Annotated in this window: 20 protein-coding genes; 6 read left to right on the top strand and 14 right to left on the bottom strand. The window is 73.6% G+C overall.

All coding sequences use genetic code 11. The features are described 5' to 3' along the window. Positions 1-131: 131 nt before the first annotated feature. Together ACFVWU_RS14640 and ACFVWU_RS14645 are read right to left on the bottom strand one after the other, a co-directional pair. Positions 132-2783, bottom strand: a complete 2652-nt coding sequence (locus tag ACFVWU_RS14640; RefSeq protein ID WP_387619835.1) for a polynucleotide kinase-phosphatase — start codon at positions 2781-2783, stop codon at positions 132-134. Continuing rightward, a complete protein-coding gene (locus tag ACFVWU_RS14645) occupies positions 2780-4477 on the bottom strand; it encodes a 3' terminal RNA ribose 2'-O-methyltransferase Hen1 (protein ID WP_387619837.1) in 1698 nt (565 codons plus the stop codon). Before ACFVWU_RS14645 ends, ACFVWU_RS14640 begins: the two co-directional genes overlap by 4 nt. A 141-nt stretch (positions 4478-4618) precedes the next feature. On the opposite strand from ACFVWU_RS14645, the gene dapD reads away from it, so the two are divergent. Next, positions 4619-5608, top strand: a complete 990-nt coding sequence (gene dapD / locus ACFVWU_RS14650) for a 2,3,4,5-tetrahydropyridine-2,6-dicarboxylate N-succinyltransferase (protein ID WP_387619840.1) — start codon at positions 4619-4621, stop codon at positions 5606-5608. A gap of 91 nt (positions 5609-5699) precedes the next feature. Here dapD and ACFVWU_RS14655 read toward each other — a convergent pair whose 3' ends face one another. Then, positions 5700-5999 (bottom strand): DUF6087 family protein, encoded by a 300-nt coding sequence (locus ACFVWU_RS14655; protein WP_387619843.1) that lies wholly within the window; start codon positions 5997-5999, stop codon positions 5700-5702. Between the two features lie 123 nt (positions 6000-6122). After that, entirely contained in the window at positions 6123-8282 is a 2160-nt protein-coding gene (helR, locus tag ACFVWU_RS14660; RefSeq protein WP_387619845.1) for an RNA polymerase recycling motor ATPase HelR, read from the bottom strand. A 357-nt stretch (positions 8283-8639) separates the two neighbouring features. Between helR and ACFVWU_RS14665 the strand changes: the two genes are divergently transcribed. After that, positions 8640-8876, top strand: a complete 237-nt coding sequence (locus ACFVWU_RS14665; RefSeq protein ID WP_387619847.1) for a hypothetical protein — start codon at positions 8640-8642, stop codon at positions 8874-8876. Here ACFVWU_RS14665 and ACFVWU_RS14670 read toward each other — a convergent pair. From ACFVWU_RS14670 to ACFVWU_RS14695, 6 genes are all read right to left on the bottom strand, one after another. Then, positions 8822-9451, bottom strand: coding sequence for a DUF6099 family protein (locus ACFVWU_RS14670; RefSeq protein ID WP_387619850.1), 630 nt, complete (start codon positions 9449-9451; stop codon positions 8822-8824). The two genes, ACFVWU_RS14665 and ACFVWU_RS14670, sit on opposite strands and share 55 nt — an antisense overlap. Positions 9452-9620: 169 nt before the next feature. After that, the gene (locus ACFVWU_RS14675; RefSeq protein WP_387619853.1) at positions 9621-10016 is read right to left on the bottom strand and encodes a nucleotide pyrophosphohydrolase; all 396 of its coding nucleotides are present in this window, start codon (positions 10014-10016) and stop codon (positions 9621-9623) included. Beyond that, entirely contained in the window at positions 10013-11314 is a 1302-nt protein-coding gene (locus ACFVWU_RS14680; protein ID WP_387619855.1) for an AAA family ATPase, read from the bottom strand. The genes ACFVWU_RS14675 and ACFVWU_RS14680 overlap by 4 nt, the downstream gene beginning before the upstream one ends. Positions 11315-11489: 175 nt before the next feature. Further along, a complete protein-coding gene (locus ACFVWU_RS14685; protein WP_387619859.1) occupies positions 11490-12341 on the bottom strand; it encodes a putative RNA methyltransferase in 852 nt (283 codons plus the stop codon). 52 nt (positions 12342-12393) lie between these two features. Continuing rightward, positions 12394-13281, bottom strand: a complete 888-nt coding sequence (locus tag ACFVWU_RS14690) for a RimK family alpha-L-glutamate ligase (RefSeq protein WP_387619862.1) — start codon at positions 13279-13281, stop codon at positions 12394-12396. Then, a complete protein-coding gene (locus ACFVWU_RS14695; RefSeq protein ID WP_387619865.1) occupies positions 13278-14171 on the bottom strand; it encodes a RimK family alpha-L-glutamate ligase in 894 nt (297 codons plus the stop codon). Before ACFVWU_RS14695 ends, ACFVWU_RS14690 begins: the two co-directional genes overlap by 4 nt. 201 nt (positions 14172-14372) lie before the next feature. Here ACFVWU_RS14695 and ACFVWU_RS14700 point away from each other — a divergent pair, with 201 nt between their 5' ends. Further along, the gene (locus tag ACFVWU_RS14700) at positions 14373-15218 is read left to right on the top strand and encodes a GNAT family N-acetyltransferase (protein ID WP_387619867.1); all 846 of its coding nucleotides are present in this window, start codon (positions 14373-14375) and stop codon (positions 15216-15218) included. A gap of 138 nt (positions 15219-15356) precedes the next feature. Here ACFVWU_RS14700 and ACFVWU_RS14705 read toward each other — a convergent pair whose 3' ends face one another. Continuing rightward, on the bottom strand, positions 15357-15785 hold the full coding sequence (locus ACFVWU_RS14705) for a fic family toxin-antitoxin system, toxin component (protein ID WP_355669577.1): 429 nt from the start codon (positions 15783-15785) through the stop codon (positions 15357-15359). Next, the gene (locus ACFVWU_RS14710) at positions 15782-16018 is read right to left on the bottom strand and encodes a toxin-antitoxin system HicB family antitoxin (RefSeq protein ID WP_380613687.1); all 237 of its coding nucleotides are present in this window, start codon (positions 16016-16018) and stop codon (positions 15782-15784) included. The genes ACFVWU_RS14705 and ACFVWU_RS14710 overlap by 4 nt, the downstream gene beginning before the upstream one ends. A gap of 295 nt (positions 16019-16313) precedes the next feature. Between ACFVWU_RS14710 and ACFVWU_RS14715 the strand changes: the two genes are divergently transcribed. Beyond that, a complete protein-coding gene (locus tag ACFVWU_RS14715; protein ID WP_387619871.1) occupies positions 16314-16508 on the top strand; it encodes a hypothetical protein in 195 nt (64 codons plus the stop codon). 66 nt (positions 16509-16574) lie between these two features. On the opposite strand, the gene ACFVWU_RS14720 is transcribed toward ACFVWU_RS14715, so the two are convergent. Then, the gene (locus ACFVWU_RS14720) at positions 16575-17903 is read right to left on the bottom strand and encodes a class I SAM-dependent RNA methyltransferase (RefSeq protein ID WP_387619884.1); all 1329 of its coding nucleotides are present in this window, start codon (positions 17901-17903) and stop codon (positions 16575-16577) included. A gap of 362 nt (positions 17904-18265) precedes the next feature. Further along, the gene (locus tag ACFVWU_RS14725) at positions 18266-20341 is read right to left on the bottom strand and encodes an APC family permease (protein ID WP_387619874.1); all 2076 of its coding nucleotides are present in this window, start codon (positions 20339-20341) and stop codon (positions 18266-18268) included. A gap of 247 nt (positions 20342-20588) precedes the next feature. On the opposite strand from ACFVWU_RS14725, the gene ACFVWU_RS14730 reads away from it, so the two are divergent. Both ACFVWU_RS14730 and ACFVWU_RS14735 read left to right on the top strand, forming a co-directional pair. Next, on the top strand, positions 20589-21257 hold the full coding sequence (locus tag ACFVWU_RS14730) for a potassium channel family protein (protein WP_387619877.1): 669 nt from the start codon (positions 20589-20591) through the stop codon (positions 21255-21257). Next, positions 21257-21928: a potassium channel family protein gene (locus tag ACFVWU_RS14735; RefSeq protein WP_387619880.1), complete on the top strand. Its 672-nt coding sequence runs from the start codon at positions 21257-21259 to the stop codon at positions 21926-21928. Before ACFVWU_RS14730 ends, ACFVWU_RS14735 begins: the two co-directional genes overlap by 1 nt. Positions 21929-22025 lie beyond the last annotated feature (97 nt).

Genomic DNA, 22025 nt, shown 5'->3' on the forward strand with positions numbered 1-22025 from the left:
GGGAAGGCGGCAAGTGTATACGACGGTTGGAATTTCTATACAGAATGACGGTGAACAAAGGGGGAGCCCGAGTCGGACTCCCCCTTCACCGGCCGTGCCGGAGGTCCTCGCCGCCGACCTGCCGACTCCCGCTACAGGCGCGGATCGACCGGCTCGGACTCCAGCGCCAGCACCGCGAACACCGGCTCGTGCACCCGCCACAGCGGCTCACCGGCCGCCAGCCGGTCCAGCGCCTCCAGGCCCAGCGCGTACTCGCGCAGCGCCAGCGAGCGCTTGTGGCCCAGCGAGCGCTGGCGCAGCCGGTCCAGGTGCACGGTGTAGTCGGGGCCGTAGATGATCCGCAGGTACTCCCGCCCGCGCACCTTCACACCCGGCTGCACCAGCCCGCCCGGACGGCCCTCGCCGCGCACCGTCCGCGCCACCGAGGCCAGCGGCTTGACCACCATGCCCTCACCGCCCGCGCCGGTCAGCTCCTCCCACCAGGCGGTGGCGGCGGCCATCGAGGCCTCGTCCTCGGTGTCCACCAGGACTCGGCCGGTGCGGTGCAGCATCGGCTCCTTCCCGGCCGCGTGCCCAGCGCCGGCGTTCCGCTCGTCGGCGTTCCACTCATCGACGTTCCGCTCGTCGGCGTCCACCAGGCGGTCGATCCAGGCCAGGTGCTCGTCGTGCGGGCGCACCGCGAGGTTCGCCCCCTCGGCGGCCAGCAGCTGGAACGGAGCGAGCCGGATACCCGACAGCCCCTCGGTCGGCCAGCAGTAGCGCCGGTAGGCCTCGGTGAACGCCGTCGCGTCGGCGGCGCGCCGGCGCTGGCGATCGGTCAGCTCCGCGAGGTCCAGCCCGCGCCCGGCGGCCCGCTCCAGCGCGGACAGCACCTCGGGCAGGGCGGCCCCGGCCGCCGCGCCGACCGCCGCGTACTGACGGCGCAGCAGCTCCACCGCCTTCAGCGACCAGGGCATCAGCTCGGCGTCCAGCAGCAGCCAGTCGGTGCCCAACTCCTCGAACAGCCCGGCGCGTTCGGCGGCCTCGCGGACCCGCCCGAGCACTGCTCCGGTCAGCTCCCCGTCGGTGAGGAAGGCCCGGCCGGTCCGGGTCCAGATCGCGCCCGGCCCCGCCACCCCGAAGCGCCGCTCCAGCGCGGCGTCGTCCCGGGCGACCAGCAGCACCGCGCGCGAGCCCATGTGCTTCTCCTCGCAGACCAGGTGCCGGACGCCGTCCGCGCGGTAGGCGAGGAAGGCCTCCTCCGGGTGCTCCAGGTAGCCGTCCCGGCGGGAGGTCGGGCTCGGCGCCATGGTCGGCGGCAGGTAGGTGAGCAGCCTGGGGTCCAGCGCGAAGCGGCTCATCACCTCCAGCGCGGCCGCCGCGTTCTCCTCCCGGACGGCGACCCGCCCGTGCAGGCCGGTCTCCACGGTCCGGCGCCCGGCCACGTCGGCGAGGTCCAGCGGACGGCCCTCGCGGGCGCCCGGCGCGTCGGTGAGCAGCGGACGCACCGGCGCGTACCACTCCTGCTCGGCCTCGACGCTCACCAGCTCGCGCTCGGGGTAGCGCAGCGCGGTCAGGCTGCCGCCGAAGACGCAGCCGGTGTCCAGACAGATGGTGTTGTTGACGAAGCTCGCGCTCGGCACCGGGGTGTGGCCGTAGACCACCAGCGCCCGGCCCCGGTACTCCTCGGCCCAGGGGTAGCGCACCGGCAGGCCGTACTCGTCGGTCTCGCCGGTGGTCTCCCCGTACAGGGCGTGCGAGCGGACCCGGCCGGAGTTGCGACCGTGGTACTTCTCCGGCAGACCGGCGTGGCAGACCACCAGGGCGCCGCCGTCCAGCAGGTAGTGGCTGACCAGGCCGCGCATGAAGGCGCGCACCTCGGCCCGGAACTCCTCGCTCTCCCCGGCCAGCTGGTCCAGCGACTCCTGGAGGCCGTGCGAGACGGTGACCTTCTTGCCGTCCATCGCCCGGCCGAGCTTGTTCTCGTGGTTGCCGGGCACGCAGATCGCGTGACCGGCCGCCACCATGCCCATCACCAGGCGCAGCACGCCCGGGGTGTCGGGGCCGCGGTCGACCAGGTCGCCGACGAAGACGGCGGTGCGGCCCGCGGGGTGGGCGGCGTCCACCGGGCGACCCTCGGCGTCCCGGGTGAGGGTGTAGCCGAGGCGGGTGAGCAGGGTCTCCAGCTCGGAGCGGCAGCCGTGGATGTCGCCGACGATGTCGAACGGGCCGGTGAGGTGGCGCAGGTCGTTGTAGCGCTTCTCCAGCTCGATCTCGGCGGCCGCCACCTCGGCCTCACCACGCAGGATGTGCACCTTGCGGAAGCCCTCGCGCTCCAGGTCGCGCAGCGAACGGCGCAGCTCGCGGTTCTGCCGCGGGACGACGTGGGCGGCCAGTTGGCGGTCCGGGCGGGAGCGGTTGCGCTCGGCGCACACGCCGGGCGGGACGTCCAGCACGATCGCGATCGGCAGCACGTCGTGCTCGCGGGCGATCCTGACCAGCTGCTTACGGGCCTCCGGCTGGACGTTGGTGGCGTCCACGACGGTGAGCCGGCCGGCTGCGAGGCGCTTGCCGACGATGTAGTGCAGGAGGTCGAAGGCCTCGGCGGAGGCCGACTGGTCATTCTCGTCGTCGGCGACCAGGCCGCGGCAGAAGTCGGAGGACACCACCTGGGTGGGCAGGAAGTGGCGGCGGGCGAAGCTGGACTTGCCCGCGCCGCTGGTGCCGATCAGGACGACCAGGGAGACGTCGGTGACGGGGAGGCGGCGGGGGGTGGTGGTGCTCCCGGTTTCGTCGTTGGTCATCGAAGTCCGCCTCCTTCGGGCGTCGTGGTGACGGTCGTCGTGGTGACGGGCGTCGTGGTGGTGGTCGTCGTGGCAGTGGTCGTGGTGGTGTTCGTGGCCATGGTGTCGGCGGCCGTGGTGGTCCGGTCGGTGCCGGAGCCGGAGCGGAACAGGGCGAGTTGGGTCGGGGCGCCGACCTCCTCGTCCTCGGGACCGACCGGGCGCAGCTCGACCGTGTAGCCGTACGCGGCCGCGACCTTCTCGGCCCAGGCGCGGAACTCGGCGCGGGACCACTCGAAACGGTGGTCCGCGTGCCGGACGCTGCCCGCCGGGAGGCTCTCCCAGCGGACGTTGTACTCCACGTTGGGCGTGGTGACCACGACGGCCTTCGGGCGGGCGGCGCCGAACACCGCGTACTCCAGGGCGGGCAGCCGCGGCAGGTCCAGGTGTTCGATCACCTCACACAGCACCGCCGCGTCGTAGCCCTTCAGCCGGGCGTCGGTGTAGGTCAGCGCGCCCTGCGCCAGCGTCACCCGGGCCGCCTGCCGCTCGGGCAGGCGTTCCAGGCGCAGCTTGCGGTTCGCCGCCTGCAGCGCCCGCGCGGAGACGTCCACGCCGAGGATGTCGGTGAACCGGGCGTCCTTCAGCAGCTCGCCGATCAGCTCGCCCTGGCCGCAGCCGAGGTCGGCGACCCGGGCCGCGCCGGTCTCGCCGAGGGCGGCGAGGATCGCGGCGCGGCGCTGCTCGGCGAGGGAGGGCGGCCGGGGCTCGCGCCGCTCGCCGCACCCGCTGTTCTCGGCGTACCCGCTGTTCTCGGCGGTCTCGGTGGACTCGGTGGTCCGGGTGGCGTCGGTGGTCCCGGCGCGCTCCTCCTCCGGCCGGTCGTCGACCGCGTTGTCGATCTCCTCGACCTCGCGGTCGTCCGCCTCGGCCAGCCGGGCCAGCTCCAAGCGCTCCATCGCCGCCCGGGTCAGCGACCAGCGCCGGGACAGGTAGCGGCGGGCGATCAGGCCGCGCTCCGGGTGGGCGGCCAGCCAGCCCTCGCCGGCGGCGAACAGCTTGTCCACCTCGTCCGGGGCGACCCAGTAGTGCTTGGCACCGTCCAGCACCGGCAGCAGCACGTACAGCTGCTGGAGCGCATCGGCGAGCCGTACGGACTCCGAGGAGAGCGCGATCCGCACGTAGCGGGACTCACCCCACTCCGGGAAGGCCTCGTCCAGCGGGACCGCCGTCGCCTCGACCAGCCAGCCCAGCGGTTCGAACAGCCGGGCCACCATGGCCGGGCCACCGCCCTCGCCCGCGCCGTTCGCGGGCACGGCGGGCAGCTCGATCCGCAGCGGGCGGGCCTGCCCCGGCAGTTCGGGGCGGGCCGGGCAGGCGCCCTTCATCGCGGACCGGAACACCGTCCGCAACGCCACCGCGAGCAGCGAGGACGCGGCGTACGGGCGGTCGTTGACGTACTGCGCGAGGGCGAAGTCGGGCGAGCCGCCGCGGCCCCTGCCGTTGCCCCGACCCTTGCGGACGAGTGCGATCGGGTCGATGTCCAGCAGCAGAGCCGCCGTGCAGACCTCGTCCCCCGCCTCGGGGTAGAAGACGTGGGCCTCGCCGTGCGACGTCGTGAACCGCTGGACCTTGCCGGGATGCTTGTGCAGCAGGAACCCGAGATCCGTGGCCGGGTTCTCGGCGCTGCCGGTGGTGGAGATCGACATGAACACCCGCCGAAGTATTGCCCAGCACACGGCCTCCGAGCACCGGGTTTTCCCTCCGCACGGCCCGCCGACCTGCGGCTGTGCCCGGCACGTCCGCACGGTGGGCGTGTTCGGCAGTGGGGCCCCGCATTGGTTAACGTGCACGGTGTGACTGCTGAATCCACCTCCCTTCCGAACGGCGCCGTGGCCACCGGTCTGGCCACCATCGCCGCCGACGGCACCGTCCTCGACACCTGGTTCCCCGCCCCCGTCCTGGCCGCCGAGCCCGGCCCGGCCGGCACCGTCCGCCTGACCGCCGAGCAGGCCGAGGCCGAGCTGGGTGCCGGCGCCGCCGACGCCCTGCGCGCCGACGCCCGCCGGGGCGTCGAGGTGGTCGCCGTGCGCACCACCATCGCCTCGCTGGACGAGAAGCCGCTCGACACCCACGACGTGTACCTGCGCCTGCACCTGCTCAGCCACCGCCTGGTCAAGCCGCACGGCCAGAACCTGGACGGCATCTTCGGTCTGCTCGCCAACGTCGCGTGGACCAGCATCGGCCCCGTCCCGGTGGACAAGGTCGAGCAGGCCCGCCTCGCCGTCCGCGCCCAGGGCGGCCAGCTGGCCGTCTACGGGATCGACAAGTTCCCGCGGATGACCGACTACGTCGCCCCGACCGGTGTGCGCATCGCCCACGCCGACCGCGTCCGGCTCGGCGCGCACCTGGCGTCCGGCACCACCGTGATGCACGAGGGCTTCATCAACTTCAACGCCGGCACCCTCGGCACCTCGATGGTCGAGGGCCGGATCAGCGCGGGCGTCGTGGTCGGCGACCACAGCGACATCGGCGGCGGCGCCTCGATCATGGGCACCCTGTCCGGCGGCGGCAAGCAGGTCGTCTCGGTCGGCGAGCGCTGCCTGCTCGGCGCCAACGCGGGCATCGGCATCTCGCTGGGCAGCGACTGCGTGGTCGAGGCCGGCCTGTACGTCACCGCCGGCACCCGGGTCACCACCCCGGACGGCACGGTGGCCAAGGCCGTCGAGCTGTCCGGCCAGGACAACCTGCTGTTCCGCCGAAACTCGCAGACCGGCGCGGTCGAGGTCATCGCCCGCTCCGGCTCCTGGGGCGGTCTGAACGCGGACCTGCACGCCCACAACTGACCTTCGGGCAGTGGCCCTCGGGGTCCGGCGCTGGATGCGCCGGGCCCCTTCGGCGTTCTACGGGGTCGCGGCCGGTACGGTCCGCCGCGCCCTACGGCCGACGGTGGCGCCCCGGCGCCTTCCGCTGCCGCAGCGCCGAGTAGGGCGGCCGCCGTACCCCGTCGCCCTCGATCCCGTGCAGGATCCGCTGGGCGGCGGCGTAGTCCTCGGCCACCGTCTCCGCCAGCCACTGGTAGCCGTCCCACCGCACGATCAGCCTCGGCTCGCCCGGCGCCACGTGGGCGCCCCGCTGTTGCTCGTCCACGAGCCGTACGGCCCTCAACTGCCCGACCGGCCGCAGCCGTTGCTCCCGCCTCGCGGCCCACGACGCCAGCGGCTCGTCCTCGTCCATCGTCCCAGTCTGGCCTCCTCACCCCGTTGATCGGCACCCTCGTCACTCGACCGGGGGACGCACCGGCCCCGGTGCCCGAAGCTCTCCGCTCCCTCCCGGTATCCATCACGATCCACCGCACCATCAACGGCTCCTCAGCACGGCGAGCTGCTGGGTCGCCCTGGTCATCGCGACGTAGCGGTCGACCGCCCCCTCGACGCCCTCGCCGAACGCCTCCGGGTCGACCAGGACGACCAGGTCGAATTCGAGCCCCTTGGCCAGCTGCGGGGTGAGCGAGCGGACCCTCGGCCGCTCCCGGAAGCCCGGGTCGCCGATGACGCAGGCGACCCCTTCGGCGTGCTCGGCGAGCCAGGTGTCGAGCACCTCGTCCAGCTCCGCCACCGCCCCGTGCCGGACCGGGATGCCGCTGCTGCGCACCGAGGTCGGTACGTTGGCGTCCGGCAGGGCCGCCCGGATGGCCGGCTCGGCCTCCGCCATGACCTCCTCCGGCGTCCGGTAGTTGATGCTCAGCGAGGCCAGGGTGGTGCGGTCGAGCCCGACCCGCTCGAGCCGCTCCTGCCAGGACTCGGTGAAGCCCTGCCTGGCCTGGGCGCGGTCCCCGACGATGGTGAAGCTCCGGGACGGGCAGCGCAGCAGCAGCATCTGCCACTCCGCGTCGGTGAGTTCCTGGGCCTCGTCCACGACGATGTGCGCGAACGGGCCGGCCAGCGGCTCCGCGTCGGCGCCGGGCAGCGCGGCCTCGTCGATCAGGGTGTCCTGGAGGTCCCGGCCGTGCAGCATGGTCACCACGCCCTCGCCGTCGTCGTCGGCCTGGAGGAGGTCGCCGATCACGTCGGCCATCCGCGCCCGCTCGGCGGCCACCGAGGCCTGGTGGCGGTTCCGGCGCAGGGTGGCCTCGCGGTCCCCGAGCCGCTGGCGGGCCGCGTCCAGGAGCGGCAGGTCGGAGACCGTCCAGGCCTGCGGGGCGTGCTTGCGCTGGAGCGTGCGGACCTCCTCGGGGGCGAGGTGGGGGGCGCACATCCGCAGGTAGGCGGGCACCGACCAGAGGTCGCCGACCAGGTCGGTCGCGTCGAGCAGCGGCCAGGCGCGGTTCAGCGTCTCGGCCAGCTCCCGGTCCTGCCGCAGCGAGCGCCGGAACAGCTCGGGCGAGACCTCCTCCTCGTCCTGCTCCAGCTTGTCCATCAGGATCGAGGCCAGCTCGTCCCAGATCTGCTCGCGCGCCTCGTTGTGCGGGGTGCCCGGATCCGGGGCGTCGAAGGCCTCGACCCAGTCCTCGGCGCTCAGCCAGAGGTCGGACCAGTAGGTGGTGACCGCCATCCCCTCGGTGGGCGGCTCCTCGTAGAACCGGACGGCCTTCTCGATCGCCTTCACCATGTCGACGGAGGACTTCAGCCGGGCCACCTCCGGGTCGGCCTCCGGCGCCGCGCCCGCGCCCTCGGGGAGCAAGTCCCGCACGGTGCAGGTCCGCACCCCCTCCTCGCCGAGGCTGGGCAGGACGTCGGCGACGTAGGCCAGGTACGGCTGGTGCGGGCCGACGAACAGCACGCCGCCGCGCCGGTGGCCGAGGCGGGGGTCGGAGTACAGGAGGTAGGCGGAGCGGTGCAGCGCGACGACGGTCTTGCCGGTACCGGGGCCGCCGTCGACCACCAGCGCGCCGCGCGAGCCGGCCCGGACGATGGCGTCCTGGTCGGCCTGGATGGTGCCGAGCACGTCCCGCATCCGGGCCGAGCGGTTGGTGCCCAGGCTGGCGATGAAGGCGGACTGGTCGTCCAGCGCGGCGTGCCCCTCCAATCCCTCGACGGTGAACACCTCGTCCCAGTAGTCGGCGATCCGCCCCCGGGTCCAGCGGTACCGGCGGCGGCTCACCAGACCCATCGGGTCGGCGTGGGTGGCCGCGAAGAACGGCTCGGCCGCGGGCGAGCGCCAGTCGACCAGCAGCCGGCGCCCCTCGCTGTCGGTGAGCCCGAGCCGGCCGATGTACACCGGTTCCTCGTCGTCCGCGGCGACGATGCGCCCGAGGCACAGGTCCAGGCCGTAACGGCGCAGGGCGCGCAGTCGGCCGCTCAGCCGGTGGACCTCGATGTCCCGGTCCATCGCCGCCTGCCCGGCACCGCCCGGGGCCCGGCGCACCGCGTCGAGCTGGTCGGACAGTTCGGCGATCGCCCGCTCCAGGCTCTCCGCGATGTCCGCGAAGTGCCGCTCGTCGCCCGCGATCAGCGCCGGGTCGGCCTTGGCGGAAAGGCGCTCGGGAAGGTCGAAAGCACTGGTGGTCAGGGGATTCATGGCATCAGCTCCGATCTGAGGTCGCCGATTCTGCGCCATCACCGGGGCCTTGCCGCAAGACCCCTGGTGCGCTATATGTTGAGAGTGGCAAGGGGTGGGTTCTCCCCCTTCCCCTCTTCCTCCCGCTCCTTCGGCAGTCGCTCTCGACTCCCTTCGCCGTCGTCCCCGTCGCGCCCTGCGCTCCCCGTCGGCCCGGCCCCTAGCCGAGGCTGCGGCGCGGCGGCAACCCCGGCTCACCCGGGAGGCTTACGGCGTACTGGAGTTGGACCGCATCGGGTGGTACGCGGTGACCGCCCGCCGGAACGGTTCGTTGGTCGCTGCGGCACACCGCACCACCGATCCGAAGAGGTCCCCGTCATGTCCGAACCCTCTGCCACGCCGCAGCTCCCGAGCAGCCCGACGGGCTCGGCCGCCGGCGACTCGGCCGGGCCCGCGACCCCCAAGAGCCTGCTGGAGCAGATGCAGGAACTGCTCGCCTCGGTGACCGCGGACCTCGCCGAGCTGCAGTCCGGCACCCGGGGCACCGCCTCGGCCGCCGCCTACCCGGCCGGCACGGACACCTCCGACGCCCCGGCCGCGCCGGGCACCCGGTAGTCCGGCGCCCACTCCTCCTCCGTCGGCCCGCCCTCACCCGGCGGGCCGAGCCGGACCACGAGTAGCGGCGAACCGTGACCGGCCCGTTCCGGCTCCGCGCCACCGAGCGCCGTATGCTCCGCTCCTCCGCCCCGGTCGACCGCCTCCCGCAACCGGGCGGTCACGTCCTTGCACTCCGACATCGCGTCGACACCGTCGATGCACGTCCAGTAGAGACTCTCGGTGTCGGCTCCGCAGGCCAGCACCACGAGCGTCTCCCCGACCTCCCCCAGCAGTTCGTCCAGCGCTCCCAACGTCGGCGCCAGTTCGCCGAGTTCGGTGAGCCGACCGGCCCGCCCGCCGCCCACCAGGATGCCGCCGGCGACGGACCTGTCCAGGCAGACCGCCGCGTGCGCCCCCGCCTCGGAGAGCTGCTGGCCGAACCCGGCCAGTTCCTCGTCCTCCGACTCCGCCAGCCCGGCACCCACCGCCTCGGTGAGCAGCGCGGCCTGCCGTGCCTCGGCCAGCACATCCGGCACGTGTCTGGCCTCGGCCAGGGCGTGCCGGGCCGTTCTGATCAGTCGCAGCGCCTCCATGGGCCCCGCTCCTTCCGCTCGCTGTCGCCGTCGCCCCCGACCGCCGCACCGGGGCGGTCGAGTGGTCACGGCGAAAGCGTGCGGGGAAGCGGGTCGACCCGCATCCACCCATTCCGAAGCTGTGGAAAACCCCGGGGTTGTGGATAACTTCCGTCCCTCACAAGGGTGATCAGCCCACGTCAGGGTTGACGTCGGCCGCCCCTCCGGGCACCGGGAAGCGGTGCTCGTTGCGTTCGATCTTGGCCGCGAGCGCCTCCAGCGGGTCCACCCCGACCGCGGTGCAGAACTGCACCAGGTACGCGAGCACGTCCGCGACCTCGTCGCGCACCCGGTGGGCCCGCTCCGGGTCGGACATCACCGCGGCCGCCTGCTCGGGCGTGAGCCACTGGAAGATCTCCAGCAGCTCCCCCGCCTCCACGCTCAGCGCCGCCGCCAGGTTCTTCGGCGTGTGGTACGGCTCCCAGCGCCGCGCCGCCGCGAAGTCCACCAGCCGCTGCCGAAGGCCCTCCAAGGTCAGCTCCGTCGGCACGCCCCGCTCCCCCGGCCCCGTCTCCCGCTCGTTCACGCCCCCAGGTCTACCGCATCCGCGCCCCCCAGCACCTCCGGGGCACCCCCGTCCCCGTCCCCGCGCGCACACTGCACCGGCACCCGAGCCGCCTCCGGCCGCAGCACCGTGAACCCCGACCCCGGATCGCGCCGGCACTCCACCAGCGCCACCGCGCCCGACCGCTCCTCGCCCGCCCCGAACGCCTCCCGCGCCGCCGTCGGCTCCTGCAGCGCGGCCACCACCCTCAACTGGTTGCGCCCCGCCATGTCCCGCGCCAGCCGCAGCAGCGAGGCGGTCTGCTCGGTGGCGAGCCCGGCCCCGAGGTCCTCGGCGAGCACGGTGAGCTGTCGGTGCGCCCAGGGCACCTCGGCGGCCACGTCGAGATCGAGCACCCCGGCCCCGGTCAGCAGCACCGCCGCGAAGGCGAGGTGGCGCAGCATGCCGTCGGAGGCCTGGTCGGCCCCGGTGCGTCCGAGCACGCCCTCGTCGAAGACGGCGAGCACCCGCCGCACGCCCCCGCTCTCGCGCTCCGCGAGGGTGAGTCCGAGCAGCGGGTGCGGCGCGGCGGCCTGGACGGCCCGCAGCAGCTGCCCGTACCGGCGCGGGCACTCGTTGCCGAGCCGGTTGATCAGGGCCGAGATGTTGGCGGCGTTGCTGCGCAGCCGGGCCTGCGGATCGGCCTTGGCCCAGCCACGCATCAGCGCCGGGACGGGGTGCAGCGGGAAGACCTCGCGCAGCGCGGTGAGCAGGTCCTCGACGGCGGCCAGGACCAGCCGCTCGCCGGTGGAGGAGCCGGCCACCCTCAGCGGCAGCTGCGCGGTGATCATGGTGCCGCTGGGGAGCGGGGCCCGGATGTCACCCTGCCGGGTGTCGTTGTGCCAGCAGACGTTGACGCGCCGGCTGCGCACGTCCTGCTCGCCGGTGTCCACCAGCGTCCGGCCTTCGAGGCTGAGCGACTCCCGGGCGATCCGGACCGGGCCGTCGGTGCGGATCACCAGGTCGAGCCGGATCCGGCCGCGCGGCGAGCGGACGGTGCAGCCCAGGATGACGGCGTCCCGCCCGTGCGGCACGCACCCGTCCAGGCCGCCGCGCACGGGTGCGGCGAGCGGGCCGGTGCGGTCCGGCAGCCCGTCCAGGGAGTCGGCGATCTCCTCGCCGAGGGCGAGCCGGGACAGCACGGCCAGCGCGTCGAGGGCGTTGGACTTGCCCACCCCGGCCGGCCCGTGCAGCACGGTGAGCGGCGCGAGCGGCAGGACGGCGCGCCGGTACGACTTGAAGGCGGTGAGCCGGAGTTCCTCAAGGGTGGGACGTGGCACGGGCGGCCGATCGGGCCCCGGAGCACCCGGTCGCAGATGGGCCGGCCCGGCGGGCGCGGCGGCGTCGCGGTTCACCCGTCGGACGTTAGCCGCAGCCCGATCGGAAGAAACGTGCCTGCTCAGCAGATTCATCCCAACGTGCGGCCACGCCCCGACGCGGTGACCCGGCTGAGCCTCAGGGCCGCCGGTACCCGGCCACCGTCACCGAGGCGGTCACCTCGACCGGATCCGGCAAGCCCGCCAGAGCGGCGGCGAGCCGGTCCGGGTCGGTGTGCCAGGCGCTCGGGCCCATGCCGACGACGGTACGGACGTCCTGCGGGGCGAGCCGCAGGGTGAACTCGACCTCCCGCTGCTCCACCGGCGTCAGATGGGGTCCGAGCTTCTCGTCGATCCGGCGCTGCTTGTCCTCGTCCACCGACAGCAGCCCGAGCGCGGCCACCAGTTCGCGCAGGTGGCGGGCGGTGGGCGAGACCAGGAGCAGGGTGCCGCCAGGGCGCAGCACCCGGCGGATCTCGGGGCCGTTGCGCGGGGCGAACACGTTGAGCATCAGGTCGGCGGAGGCGTCCCGCAGCGGCAGCGGGCGCCAGGCGTCGCAGACCACGGCACCGATCCTGGGGTGGGCCTTGGCGGCGCGGCGCAGCGCGTACTTGGAGATGTCGAGCGCGGCGCCGACCCGGCCGGGCAGGGCGTCGAGGACGTGGGCCAGGTAGTGGCCGGTGCCGGCGCCGAGGTCGGCCACCAGGCCCTCCGGGGCGACGGCCGGGGCGGCCGAGGCGGCGGAAGCGGCCTCGGCGAGGGCGTCGGCGATCGGCCGGTAGTGGCCGGCGGCGAGGAAGTCGGCGCGGGCGGCGACCATCTCCGCGGTGTCGCCGGTGCCGGTGTGGGCGTCGCCGGCGAGGAGGCTGACGTAGCCCTGCTTGGCGAGGTCGAAGCTGTGCCCGGCGGGGCAGCGGAGGCTGCGCTCGTGCCGGGTGAGGTCCTGCGCGCAATGGGGGCAGGCCAGGTAGGGCTCGATGTCCTGCAGCAACGTTCCGTCTTCTCTCGCCGTTCGCCCCGGCTGTTCGGGGGCGCCAGCCAGCCTAACGACCCCGGCCCGCCGAAACCCGACCCCGCTCCGCAGCCGCCCGCCGCGCAGCCACCTGCTCCGCAACCCCCCGCCCCGACACCACCCGCTCCGCAGCCAGCCGCAACGCCAGCCCGGCGAGCGCCTCCGGCGCGCCCGGCCGCCCGCGCACCCCCGGGAACGCGTTGACGTCCACGATGACCGGCTCCGCCGCCCCGTCCAGTAGGTCGACCCCGTAGACGTCGAGCCCGAACACCTCCCCCACCCGCAGTGCCAGCGCGGCCAGCCCGGCGGACGGCTCCCACTCCCCCGCCGCCCCGGACCCACCCTCGTCCGGGGAGAGTTCGGAGCGCCGCCGAGCCGCGAACACCCGCCCGTCGACCACCCACAGCTTCTGGTCCCAGCCGCTCCCCGGCAGGTACGGCTGGGTGACCACCTCCTCCTCCGGCCAGCGCTCGACGAGTTCCCGCAGCCGGGCCGCACCGTCGACCCGCGCGACCAGGTCGTGCCGTCGGCTGTGCCGGCTCTTGACCACGAACGGGTGAGCCGGAGGCACGAGTTCGCCCAGTCGCCCGGCTGCCACGGTCGCCGCGAACGGCAGCCCGGCGCCCCGGGCGAGTTCCGCCATCCGCACCCGGTCCTGGCAGAGCTCCGTCGCCGCCGCCGAGTTGACCACGACCGCACCCCGACGCTCCAACTCCCGTGCCAGCGACAGCGCTTGTGGCGTACGAGCCTTGAGCAGATAGACATCGGCAAGCGCCCCCACCCCGCCGCCGGACGGAACGACCCCCACCTCACCGCCGGGCGGAACGACCTCCACCTCGCACCCGCGCCGCACCAACACCTCGGCGGCGGCCGCGAGCACCGGGTGCCCCGGGTCCCGCGCGATCAGCCCGACCCTCACAGCAGGTCACCGCCCACGAGCCCCGGCCGGCCGTACGGGGCGCCGCCCGCCGGCACCAGCGCGGGCGGCGACACGGCCGTCCCGCTGCGCGCGAGCCGCAACACCGCTCGGGCGACCCGGGCCACCGCGTCCGGCACCTGCCGGAAGCTCGGGAAGTCGTTGACGTCCACCACCACCGGCCCGTCCGGCCCGAGCAGCACGTCGAGCCCGTACAGGTCCAGCCCGAACACCTCGCCCACCTGTGCCGCGATCCGCGCCACGCTCGCCGGCAGCGGCACCTGCCGTTCGCGAACGCCCTGACCGGGGTGCAGTGGGGAGGAACGTTCCGTCGCGAAGAACTCGCCGTCGACGCAGTACACCTTCAGGTCCGTCCCGGGGTTGGGCACGTACGGCTGCGCGATCAGCAGCCCCTCGCCCGCGAGTTCGGACCCGAGGCCGGGCAGGTCGTCGGGCCCGGCCACCAGCCGGACGCCCCGCCCCGAGCTGCCGTCGGCCGGCTTGACGACCAGCGGGTACTCGGCGGCCGGGATCTCGGCGAGCCGCTCCCAGCGGGCGGCCGCGTAGGTGACCGGGACGGGCAGGCCGCGGGTACGGGCGATGACCGAGGCGAGCGCCTTGTCCCGGACGCCGCGGATCGAGCGCACGTCGTTGACGGTGGTCAGGCCCACGGCGGCGGCTGCCTCCAGCAGGGTGAGCCCGGGCCCGCCGGAGACGGTCTTGAGCACCCAGGCGTCGTGGCTGCCGGCCCGCACCGCCTCGGAGACCACCATCAGCGAGTCCCCGGGGCGCAGCACGTCCACCCGGTGCCCCCACGCGGCGAGTTGCCGCGCCACGTCGAGCGGCATCCCGTCCCGCCGGTAGTGCTCCTCCACCAGAAAGCAGAGCCTCATGGGCCTGTCTTCCCCCTTGCCTCGCCGAGTGCGGACGTCCGCCGTCCCCCTCGGCAGAGCTGTGAAGGGTTCAGCATGCCCGACGTGTACGCACAAGATCACCGCGAGCCGGTAAGCGTTCGGCAACAATCCACGACCCGCCGCCCGGGCATCCGCACAAAGCGGTGGCGGACCGTCAACACCCCTGCTTGGATGCACGCCGTGACTTCCGTTGATCATGTTCCCGACGACCGCGCCCTGCTCGACGAGATCGAGCGCTACTACGACGCCGTGCCCCGCAGTGCCGCCGACGCCGAGGACTTCGGCCCGCTGACCCTGTTCGTCCGCAGGGGCGACACCGGCTGGCCGTACTACGCCCGCCCGACCCTCGGCCACGACGGCCCGGCCGCCACCGCCGAGGACGTGCGCAAGGTGCTGGAGCGGCAGCGGGAGTTGGGCGCACCGGAGGCCTTCGAGTGGGTCGCCGAGCAGAACCCCGAGCTGCGCGCGGCCGTGGAGACGGCCGGGCTCACGGTGCACGAGCACCCGCTGCTGGTGCTGGGCCCGCAGGACGAGCCTGCCCCGGCGCCCGGCCTCCCCGGGCGGGTGGAGGTGCGGGTGATGGGTGCGGACGCCCCCGAGCTGGCTGACGCGGTCGCCGTCCCGCACGTGGCCTTCGGCAACCCGGGCACCGCCACCGGCTCTGCGGGAGCGGCCGAACTCGCCGAGAGCGCGGCGAAGTTGACGGCCGACGGCGGAGTGGCGCGGATCGCCCGGCGCCTCACCGACGGCGTGACCGTGCTGGCCGCCGCCCTGGACGGCACCGAGGTGCTGTGCGCGGGCCAGCACAACCCGGTGGGCCCGGTCACCGAGGTGGTCGGGGTCGGGACGCTCCCGTCCGCGCGCCGTCGCGGCCTGGGCCTGGCTGTCACCGCGACCCTGGTGGCGCACGCGCGCGCCAACGGCGTGCGGACGGTGTTCCTGTCCGCCTCCGACGAGGACGTCGCCCGGATCTACCGCCGGGCCGGCTTCCGCCCGTTCGCGACGGCCCTCATCGCGGAGCCCTGAGCCGCAGCGGCGAGGACGGCGATCAACCGGGCGGCCGGTCAACCGACCGGGCGGGCCGGCCAGTCGGGCGGCCGAGCGGTCGGCCAAACCGTCGAACAGCCCCGCGGCCAACAGCCCCACGGCCCGAGGGCCCGGCGATCAGTCGTCGTCCTCGTCCTCGTCGTCCGCCCCGCTGACACCCTCCCCCTCGGCCTCGTCCACCACCCAGGCCGCCAGCCGCTCCGCGACCCCGGACACCCCGAGCCTCCCCTCCCGGATGGCCCGGGACAGGCTGCGCACCTCGCGGGCGGTGGTGGCGACGGTGCAGCCGCTGGCGACGAGGTAGGCGTAGGCGACGGCGGTCGCGTAGAGCTCGTTGGTCTTCTCCAGGGCCGGCACCCGGATCAACTGGTGCATCAGCGCGGCGGCGCGGTCCTGAGGTTCGGGGTAGACGGCGATGTCGAAGATCTCGGCCTGGTGCCGGGTGACGGCCGCGAGCAGCGAGCCGTAGTCGGTGACCTGCGGGTCACCGGGCGTGTACTGCTCGGCGGTCATGAGCAACCACGAGAGGTCGACCTCCAGTTTCAACGGCGCACGTCCTGGATCTCGCCCGGCTCCCCGAACTCGGCGAGGAACGCCGTCTCGTACTCCTTCATGAACTGCGCGGCCGCGTCGACGAAGGCCCGCCCTGACTCACCCATGTCCTGCTGGACCAGGCGCTCGATGTACTGGTTCATGCTGATCCCCTGCTGCTCCGCCCGCTCCCGGGCCATCTCCGCGGTCGTGGCGTCCACTCGGACGTTCAGCTGCTTCTTGCCCATGCCGTTCAAGCTAGCGCCGAAGTGCTAGCACAACAAGGGCGCACGCACACCGCACGCACACCTGCCGCACGCCCCCGCGCAACCTTCTGTCACCGAAGCCGTCACCGAAACCGCCACCGAAACCGCCACCTGACCCGCCGCCGGACCCGCCGGAGGCGGCCCAGCTCCCATACCCGCCCCACCGCCACCCCATCCCCACCGGGACGAGCGAGACTTGAAGAGTCCTTCACCATCCGGGACCCTGAACTCTCCTGAGCGTTCCCCCGAGCGGCACCGACCGGTCTGGAGGCCGGCAATGACAGCCATATTCGACCAGGAGCTGCGCGAGCAGCTCGCCCAGGCCCGCCGGGACCTCGCGGAGGCCCAGGCCCAAGGGGACGCCGACGGCGTCCAGGCGTACGAGGGCCGGATCGCCGGGCTCCTTCGGCTCGCCGCCCAGCACGGCATCGACCTTCCGCACAGCGCCGACGAAGAGGAGCACAACGAGTAGCCGCGCCCCGAAACGCCGAGGAGGCGGCACCCGTGCCGGACGGGTGCCGCCTCCTCGACAACGGGGTCACTCCCCGGCCGGCTCCAGGATCGCTACGCACTCGAAGTGGTGCGTCATCGGGAACAGGTCGAAGGCCCGCAGCGACACCGGACGGTAGCCGCCCTCGCGGAAGAACTTCAGGTCCCGGGCGAGCGCCGCCGGGTCGCAGGCCACGTACGCGATCCGGCGCGCCTCCAGGCCCACCAGGTGGGCGACCGTCTCGCGGCCGGCGCCCGAGCGCGGCGGGTCCAGGACGATCAGGTCGGTGGCGGTGATGCCGGTGCGCGGCAACAGCGTCTCGACCCGGTCGCACTCGATCCGCACGTTGTCCAGCGCGGCCAGGTTGTGCCGGGCGTCGACCACGGCCTGCTTGGCCGACTCGATGCCGAGCACCGCGCCGTCCTCGCCGACCCGGTCGGCCAGCGCGCCCGCGAACAGGCCGACGCCGCAGTACAGGTCGAGCGCGTTCTCGCCCCACTGCGGGTCCAGCCCGTCCAGCACCGCGTCGACCAGGGTGTCCGGCGCCTCCGGGTGGATCTGCCAGAAGCCGCCGTTGCTGACCCGCCAGGTCCGCCCGGCCGCCCGCTCGCGGACGAAGCTGCGCCCGTGCACCCGGTGCAGGTCACCCTGCTCGTCCACCCGGGCGATCGACACCGGCTTGTCCAGCTCGACCAGCGGCAGCTGGGCGCCGTCGCGCGGGGTCAGCACCACCTGACGGTCCGAGGAGCCGGTCGCGGCGATCGCCTCGACGCTCGCCACGCCCGGCCAGTCGCGGGACTCGATGCCCAGCTCGGTGACGCCCTCGGCGGCGATCAGGCAGCGGTCCACCGGCTGCACGTCGTGCGAGCGGTGCTTGCGCAGGCCGACCTTGCCGGTCTCCGCGTCCACCGCGTACTGCACCCGGGTGCGCCAGGCCGGCACCTGCCCGGCCGGCAACTTGCCGCCGACCGGCTCGACGCTGCCGTCCCAGCCCGCCTCGGCCGGGGTGAGCCCGGCCAGCTTCGCCAGCTGCTCGGTCAGCACCGCCGCCTTGAGCTTGCGCTGACCACCCGGGGTCACGTGCTGCCAGTCGCAGCCGCCGCACTTGCCCGGCCCGGCGAACGGGCACGGCGCCTCGATCCGGTCCTTGGCCGGCTCCAGCACCTCCACCGCGTCGGCCCGCAGGAAGCGCGAGGTGGTGGTGCCCTCGGTCACCAGCGCGACCACCTTCTCGCCCGGCAGCGCGTGCCGGACGAACAGCACCCGGCCCTCGTGCCGGGCCACGCAGTGCCCGCCGCCGTGCGCGACCGGGCCGACCTCGACCTCGTAGCGCTGCCCGACCAGCGGCTCGCCGGACGGCTTCTCCGGCCGCGGCACCCGCGCGGCGGCCGTGCGCAGCGCCTTCGGCGGGCGCACCGCCTGCTTGCGCGGCGCCTTCCGGGCCGCCCCGGCGGCGCCCTTCTCGGCCGCCGCGCCCTTCTCCGCGCGGGCACCCTTCTCACCGCGCGCGGACTTCTCGGCCCTGACGGGCTTCTCGACCGGGGCCTCCGAACGGGCCTCCCCCGGCACGATCGGCGCCGTGCGCGCCGTCAGACCGTCACGGTCGGTGGCCTCCGGGCGGTTCGGCTTGCCCCAGCGCGGCCGGGCGACCTGCCCGGGCTGGGAGCCGCCCCGACGGGCGCCCTTGCCCTTGCCGGAGGCACCGGAGGAGCCCGAGGAACGGGGCGGAGTGTTGCGCGTCACTGGGAGGAGTCCTTGCTGCGGTCGGAGGTGTCACCGGCGGTCGCACCGGTGGAGACGGAATCCTTCGACTTTACGGCCTTCGGCGCCCGCGGCTCGCCACGGCGGACGGCACCCGGCGGCGACCAGGCCTTCTGCGGCTTGCGCCGCTCCGAGGACTCCAGCTGCCACGGCACCGAGGTGACCATCACCCCGGGCTTGAACAGCAGCCGCCCCTTGAGGCGCAGCGCGCTCTGGTTGTGCAGCAGGTGCTCGTACCAGTGGCCGACCACGTACTCCGGGATGTAGACCGAGACCACGTCGCGCGGGCTGCTGCGCCGCAGGTTCTTCACGTAGTCGAGGACCGGCCCGGTGATCTCGCGGTACGGCGAGTCCAGCACCTTGAGCGGCACCTCGATGCCGCGCTCGTCCCACTCCCGCCGCAGCGCCGTGGTGTCCGCCGGGTCGACGTTGACGGTGAGCGCCTCCAGCGTGTGGGCGTGGGCCAGGCTGGCGTACGCGAGGGCGCGCAGCGCCGGCTTGTGCAGCTTGGAGACCAGCACGATCGCGTGCACCCGGGTGGGCGGCACCACGTCGTCCGGCTCCTCGGCGGCGGTGAGCTCCTCGGAGACCCGGTCGTAGTGGCGGCGGATGCCCTTCATCATCACGAACAGCACGGCCATCGCGGCGATCGCGATCCAGGCGTGGCCGATCTTGGTGACCAGCACGACGATCAGCACCGCCATGGTCATCACCAGGCCGAAGCCGTTGATCGCCCGGCTGCGCTGCATGTGCCGGCGCTCGACCGGGTCGGTCTCGGTGCGCAGCCGCCGGGTCCAGTGCCGGATCATGCCGGACTGGCTCATGTTGAAGGAGACGAAGACGCCGACGATGTAGAGCTGGATCAGCCTGGTCGGGTCCGCGTCGAAGGCGATGATCAGCAGGATCGCGGCGATCGCCAGCAGGATGATGCCGTTGGAGAAGGCCAGCCGGTCGCCGCGGGTGTGCAGCTGGCGCGGCAGGTAGCGGTCCTGGGCCAGGATCGAGCCGAGCACCGGGAAGCCGTTGAAGGCCGTGTTGGCGGCCAGCACCAGGATCAGGCCGGTGACGGCGGCGACGAAGTAGAAGCCGGGCGTGAAGTTGCTGAAGACGGCTTCGCTGATCTGGGCCAGCGCGGTCTTCTGGTGGTAGTCGGGCCCGGAGCCGACCAGCTGCTCGGCCGGGTTCTCGGCCATCTGCACCCCGGTCAGCCGGGCCAGCCAGATGATGCCCATGAACATGACCACGGCGACGGAGGCCATCATCAGCAGCGTGGTGGCCGCGTTCTTGCTCTTCGGCTTGCGGAAGGCCGGCACGCCGTTGGAGATCGCCTCCACACCGGTGAGCGCGGCGCAGCCGGAGGAGAAGGACTTCAGCAGCAGGAACACCATCGCGAACCCGGCCAACGAGTCGTTGCCCGGGATGGCGGCGAGGTGGAAGCCGGAGCTCTCGGCGGGCATGTCCTGGCCGAGCACGAAATGCCGGAACACCCCGTAGCCGACCATCCCGATCACGCCCGCCATGAAGGCGTAGGTGGGCACCGCGAAGGCGGAGCCGGACTCACGGACGCCGCGCAGGTTCATGCCCATCAGCAGCACGACCACGACCACCGACACGATCATCTCGTGCCCGCGCAGCGCCGGAACGGCGGAGACCACGTTGGCGACGCCCGAGGTGGTGGACACGGCCACGGTCAGCACGTAGTCGACCATCAGGGCCGCCGCGACCACCAGACCGGCGGCCGGCCCGTGGTTGACGGTCGCCACCTCGTAGTCACCGCCCCCGCTCGGGTAGGCGTGCACGTTCTGCCGGTACGAGGCGACCACGGCGAGCATCACGATCGCCACGACGAGGCCGATCTGCCAGGAGAAGTGGATCGCCGAGGCGCCCGCGACGGAGAGGGTGAGCAGGATCTCCTCGGGGGCGTACGCGACCGAGGAGAGCGCGTCCGAGGCGAAGACGGGCAGCGCGATCCGCTTGGGAAGAAGGGTTTCCCCGAGCTTGTCGCTGCGCAGGGCGCGCCCGATCAGGATGCGTTTCGGAAGGTCAGTCGACATAGGCACGTTAAGGAATCGTAGGGGTTTCGCCGTAGGGCTTGCGCCGTTTATCCCCCCCTTCGTCGCGACTGCGTTCAGTGGACCGGCTAGCGTGTCGGATACGAGTCGGTGGGCAACACTCAGGTTGTCGAGCGGAGTCCGGCCGACGCCCCACGAGAACGCTCGTCCCGGGACCACCGGGCGGGAAAGGGAGATGAACGGTGTTTGCGCAGGTCAAGAACCCTTCGGAACGGGTGAGGTAGCGCCGGTGCACATCGTCATCATGGGCTGCGGCCGCGTGGGCTCCGCCCTCGCCAGAACACTCGAGAAACAGGGCCACTCGGTGGCCGTGGTCGACCAGGACCCGACCGCGTTCCGTCGGCTGGGCGCCGGGTTCAACGGCCGCCGGGTGACCGGGGTCGGCTTCGACCAGGACACCCTGCGCGAGGCGGGCATCGAGGAGGCCGGCGCCTTCGCCGCCGTCTCCAGCGGCGACAACTCCAACATCATCGCCGCGCGCGTGGCCCGGGAGACCTTCGGCATCGAGAACGTCGCGGCCCGGATCTACGACCCCCGCCGCGCCGAGGTGTACCAGCGCCTGGGCATCCCGACCGTGGCGACGGTCCGCTGGACCGCCGACCAGATGCTGCGCCGACTGCTGCCGAGCGGCGCCGAGCCGCTGTGGCAGGACCCGAGCGGCAGCGTGCAGCTGGCCGAGGTCGCCTACCACCCGAACTGGGTCGGCCGCCGGATCAGCTTGCTGGAGGAGGCCTCCGGCGCCCGGGTGGCGTTCGTCACCCGGCTCGGTGAGGGCGTGCTGCCCTCGCCGCAGATGGTGGTGCAGGAGGGCGACCTGGTGCACGTGACGGTGCGCCGGACCGACCTGACGGTGGTCGAGGCCGCGTTCGCGCAGGGGCCGAAGGAGGAGGGTCACTGATGCGGGTCGCCATTGCCGGGGCCGGTGCCGTGGGCCGCTCGATCGCGGGCGAGCTGCTGGAGAACGGCCACGAGGTCCTGCTGATAGACAAGAACCCGAACGCCATCTCGGTGGAGCGGGTCCCGATGGCGGAGTGGCTGCTGGCCGACGCCTGCGAGATCACCTCGCTGGACGAGGCGGCGCTGCAGCGCTGCCACGTGGTGATCGCCGCGACCGGTGACGACAAGGTCAACCTGGTCGTCTCGCTGCTCGCCAAGACCGAGTACGCGGTGCCGCGGGTGGTCGCCCGGGTGAACAACCCGAAGAACGAGTGGCTCTTCAACGAGTCCTGGGGCGTGGACGTGGCCGTGTCCACCCCGCGCCTGATGTCCGCCCTGGTCGAGGAGGCGGTCAGCGTCGGCGACCTGGTCCGCCTGATGCGCTTCAGCCAGGGCAACGCCAACCTGGTCGAGCTGACCCTGGCCGGCGAGGCCGAGCTGGTCGGCACCCGGGTCGGCGACGTGACCTGGCCGCAGGACACCGCGCTGGTGAGCATCATCCGCGAGGGCCGGGTGCTGGTGCCAAGCAAGGACGACACCCTGGAGGGCGGCGACGAGCTGCTCTTCGTCGCCGCGCAGGAGCGCGAGGAGGAGCTGGAGCAGCTGCTCTCGGCCATCACCGGCGCCCAGTAGGACCAGCGGGAACACGGGACACGGCGGAGGGCCCGCACCCACCCCGGGGCGGGCCCACCCCCCTAATCCTGCCCCCGGAGCGGCTAAAGGGCCGGCA

The sequence above is a fragment of the Kitasatospora sp. NPDC058190 genome (assembly GCF_042883685.1).
In the GTDB taxonomy this organism is placed as follows: domain Bacteria; phylum Actinomycetota; class Actinomycetes; order Streptomycetales; family Streptomycetaceae; genus Kitasatospora.

Bases quoted from the DNA above. Each gene is read 5' to 3' on its own strand.
- ACFVWU_RS14665 (WP_387619847.1), top strand. From the start codon at position 8,640: ATGTCCGAACCCTCTGCCACGCCGCAGCTCCCGAGCAGCCCGACGGGC.
- helR (WP_387619845.1), bottom strand. From the start codon at position 8,282: ATGAATCCCCTGACCACCAGTGCTTTCGACCTTCCCGAGCGCCTTTCC.
- ACFVWU_RS14710 (WP_380613687.1), bottom strand. From the start codon at position 16,018: ATGGGCAAGAAGCAGCTGAACGTCCGAGTGGACGCCACGACCGCGGAG.
- ACFVWU_RS14640 (WP_387619835.1), bottom strand. From the start codon at position 2,783: ATGACCAACGACGAAACCGGGAGCACCACCACCCCCCGCCGCCTCCCC.
- ACFVWU_RS14655 (WP_387619843.1), bottom strand. From the start codon at position 5,999: ATGGACGAGGACGAGCCGCTGGCGTCGTGGGCCGCGAGGCGGGAGCAA.
- ACFVWU_RS14725 (WP_387619874.1), bottom strand. From the start codon at position 20,341: ATGTCGACTGACCTTCCGAAACGCATCCTGATCGGGCGCGCCCTGCGC.
- ACFVWU_RS14670 (WP_387619850.1), bottom strand. From the start codon at position 9,451: ATGGAGGCGCTGCGACTGATCAGAACGGCCCGGCACGCCCTGGCCGAG.
- ACFVWU_RS14715 (WP_387619871.1), top strand. From the start codon at position 16,314: ATGACAGCCATATTCGACCAGGAGCTGCGCGAGCAGCTCGCCCAGGCC.
- ACFVWU_RS14695 (WP_387619865.1), bottom strand. From the start codon at position 14,171: ATGAGGCTCTGCTTTCTGGTGGAGGAGCACTACCGGCGGGACGGGATG.
- ACFVWU_RS14735 (WP_387619880.1), top strand. From the start codon at position 21,257: ATGCGGGTCGCCATTGCCGGGGCCGGTGCCGTGGGCCGCTCGATCGCG.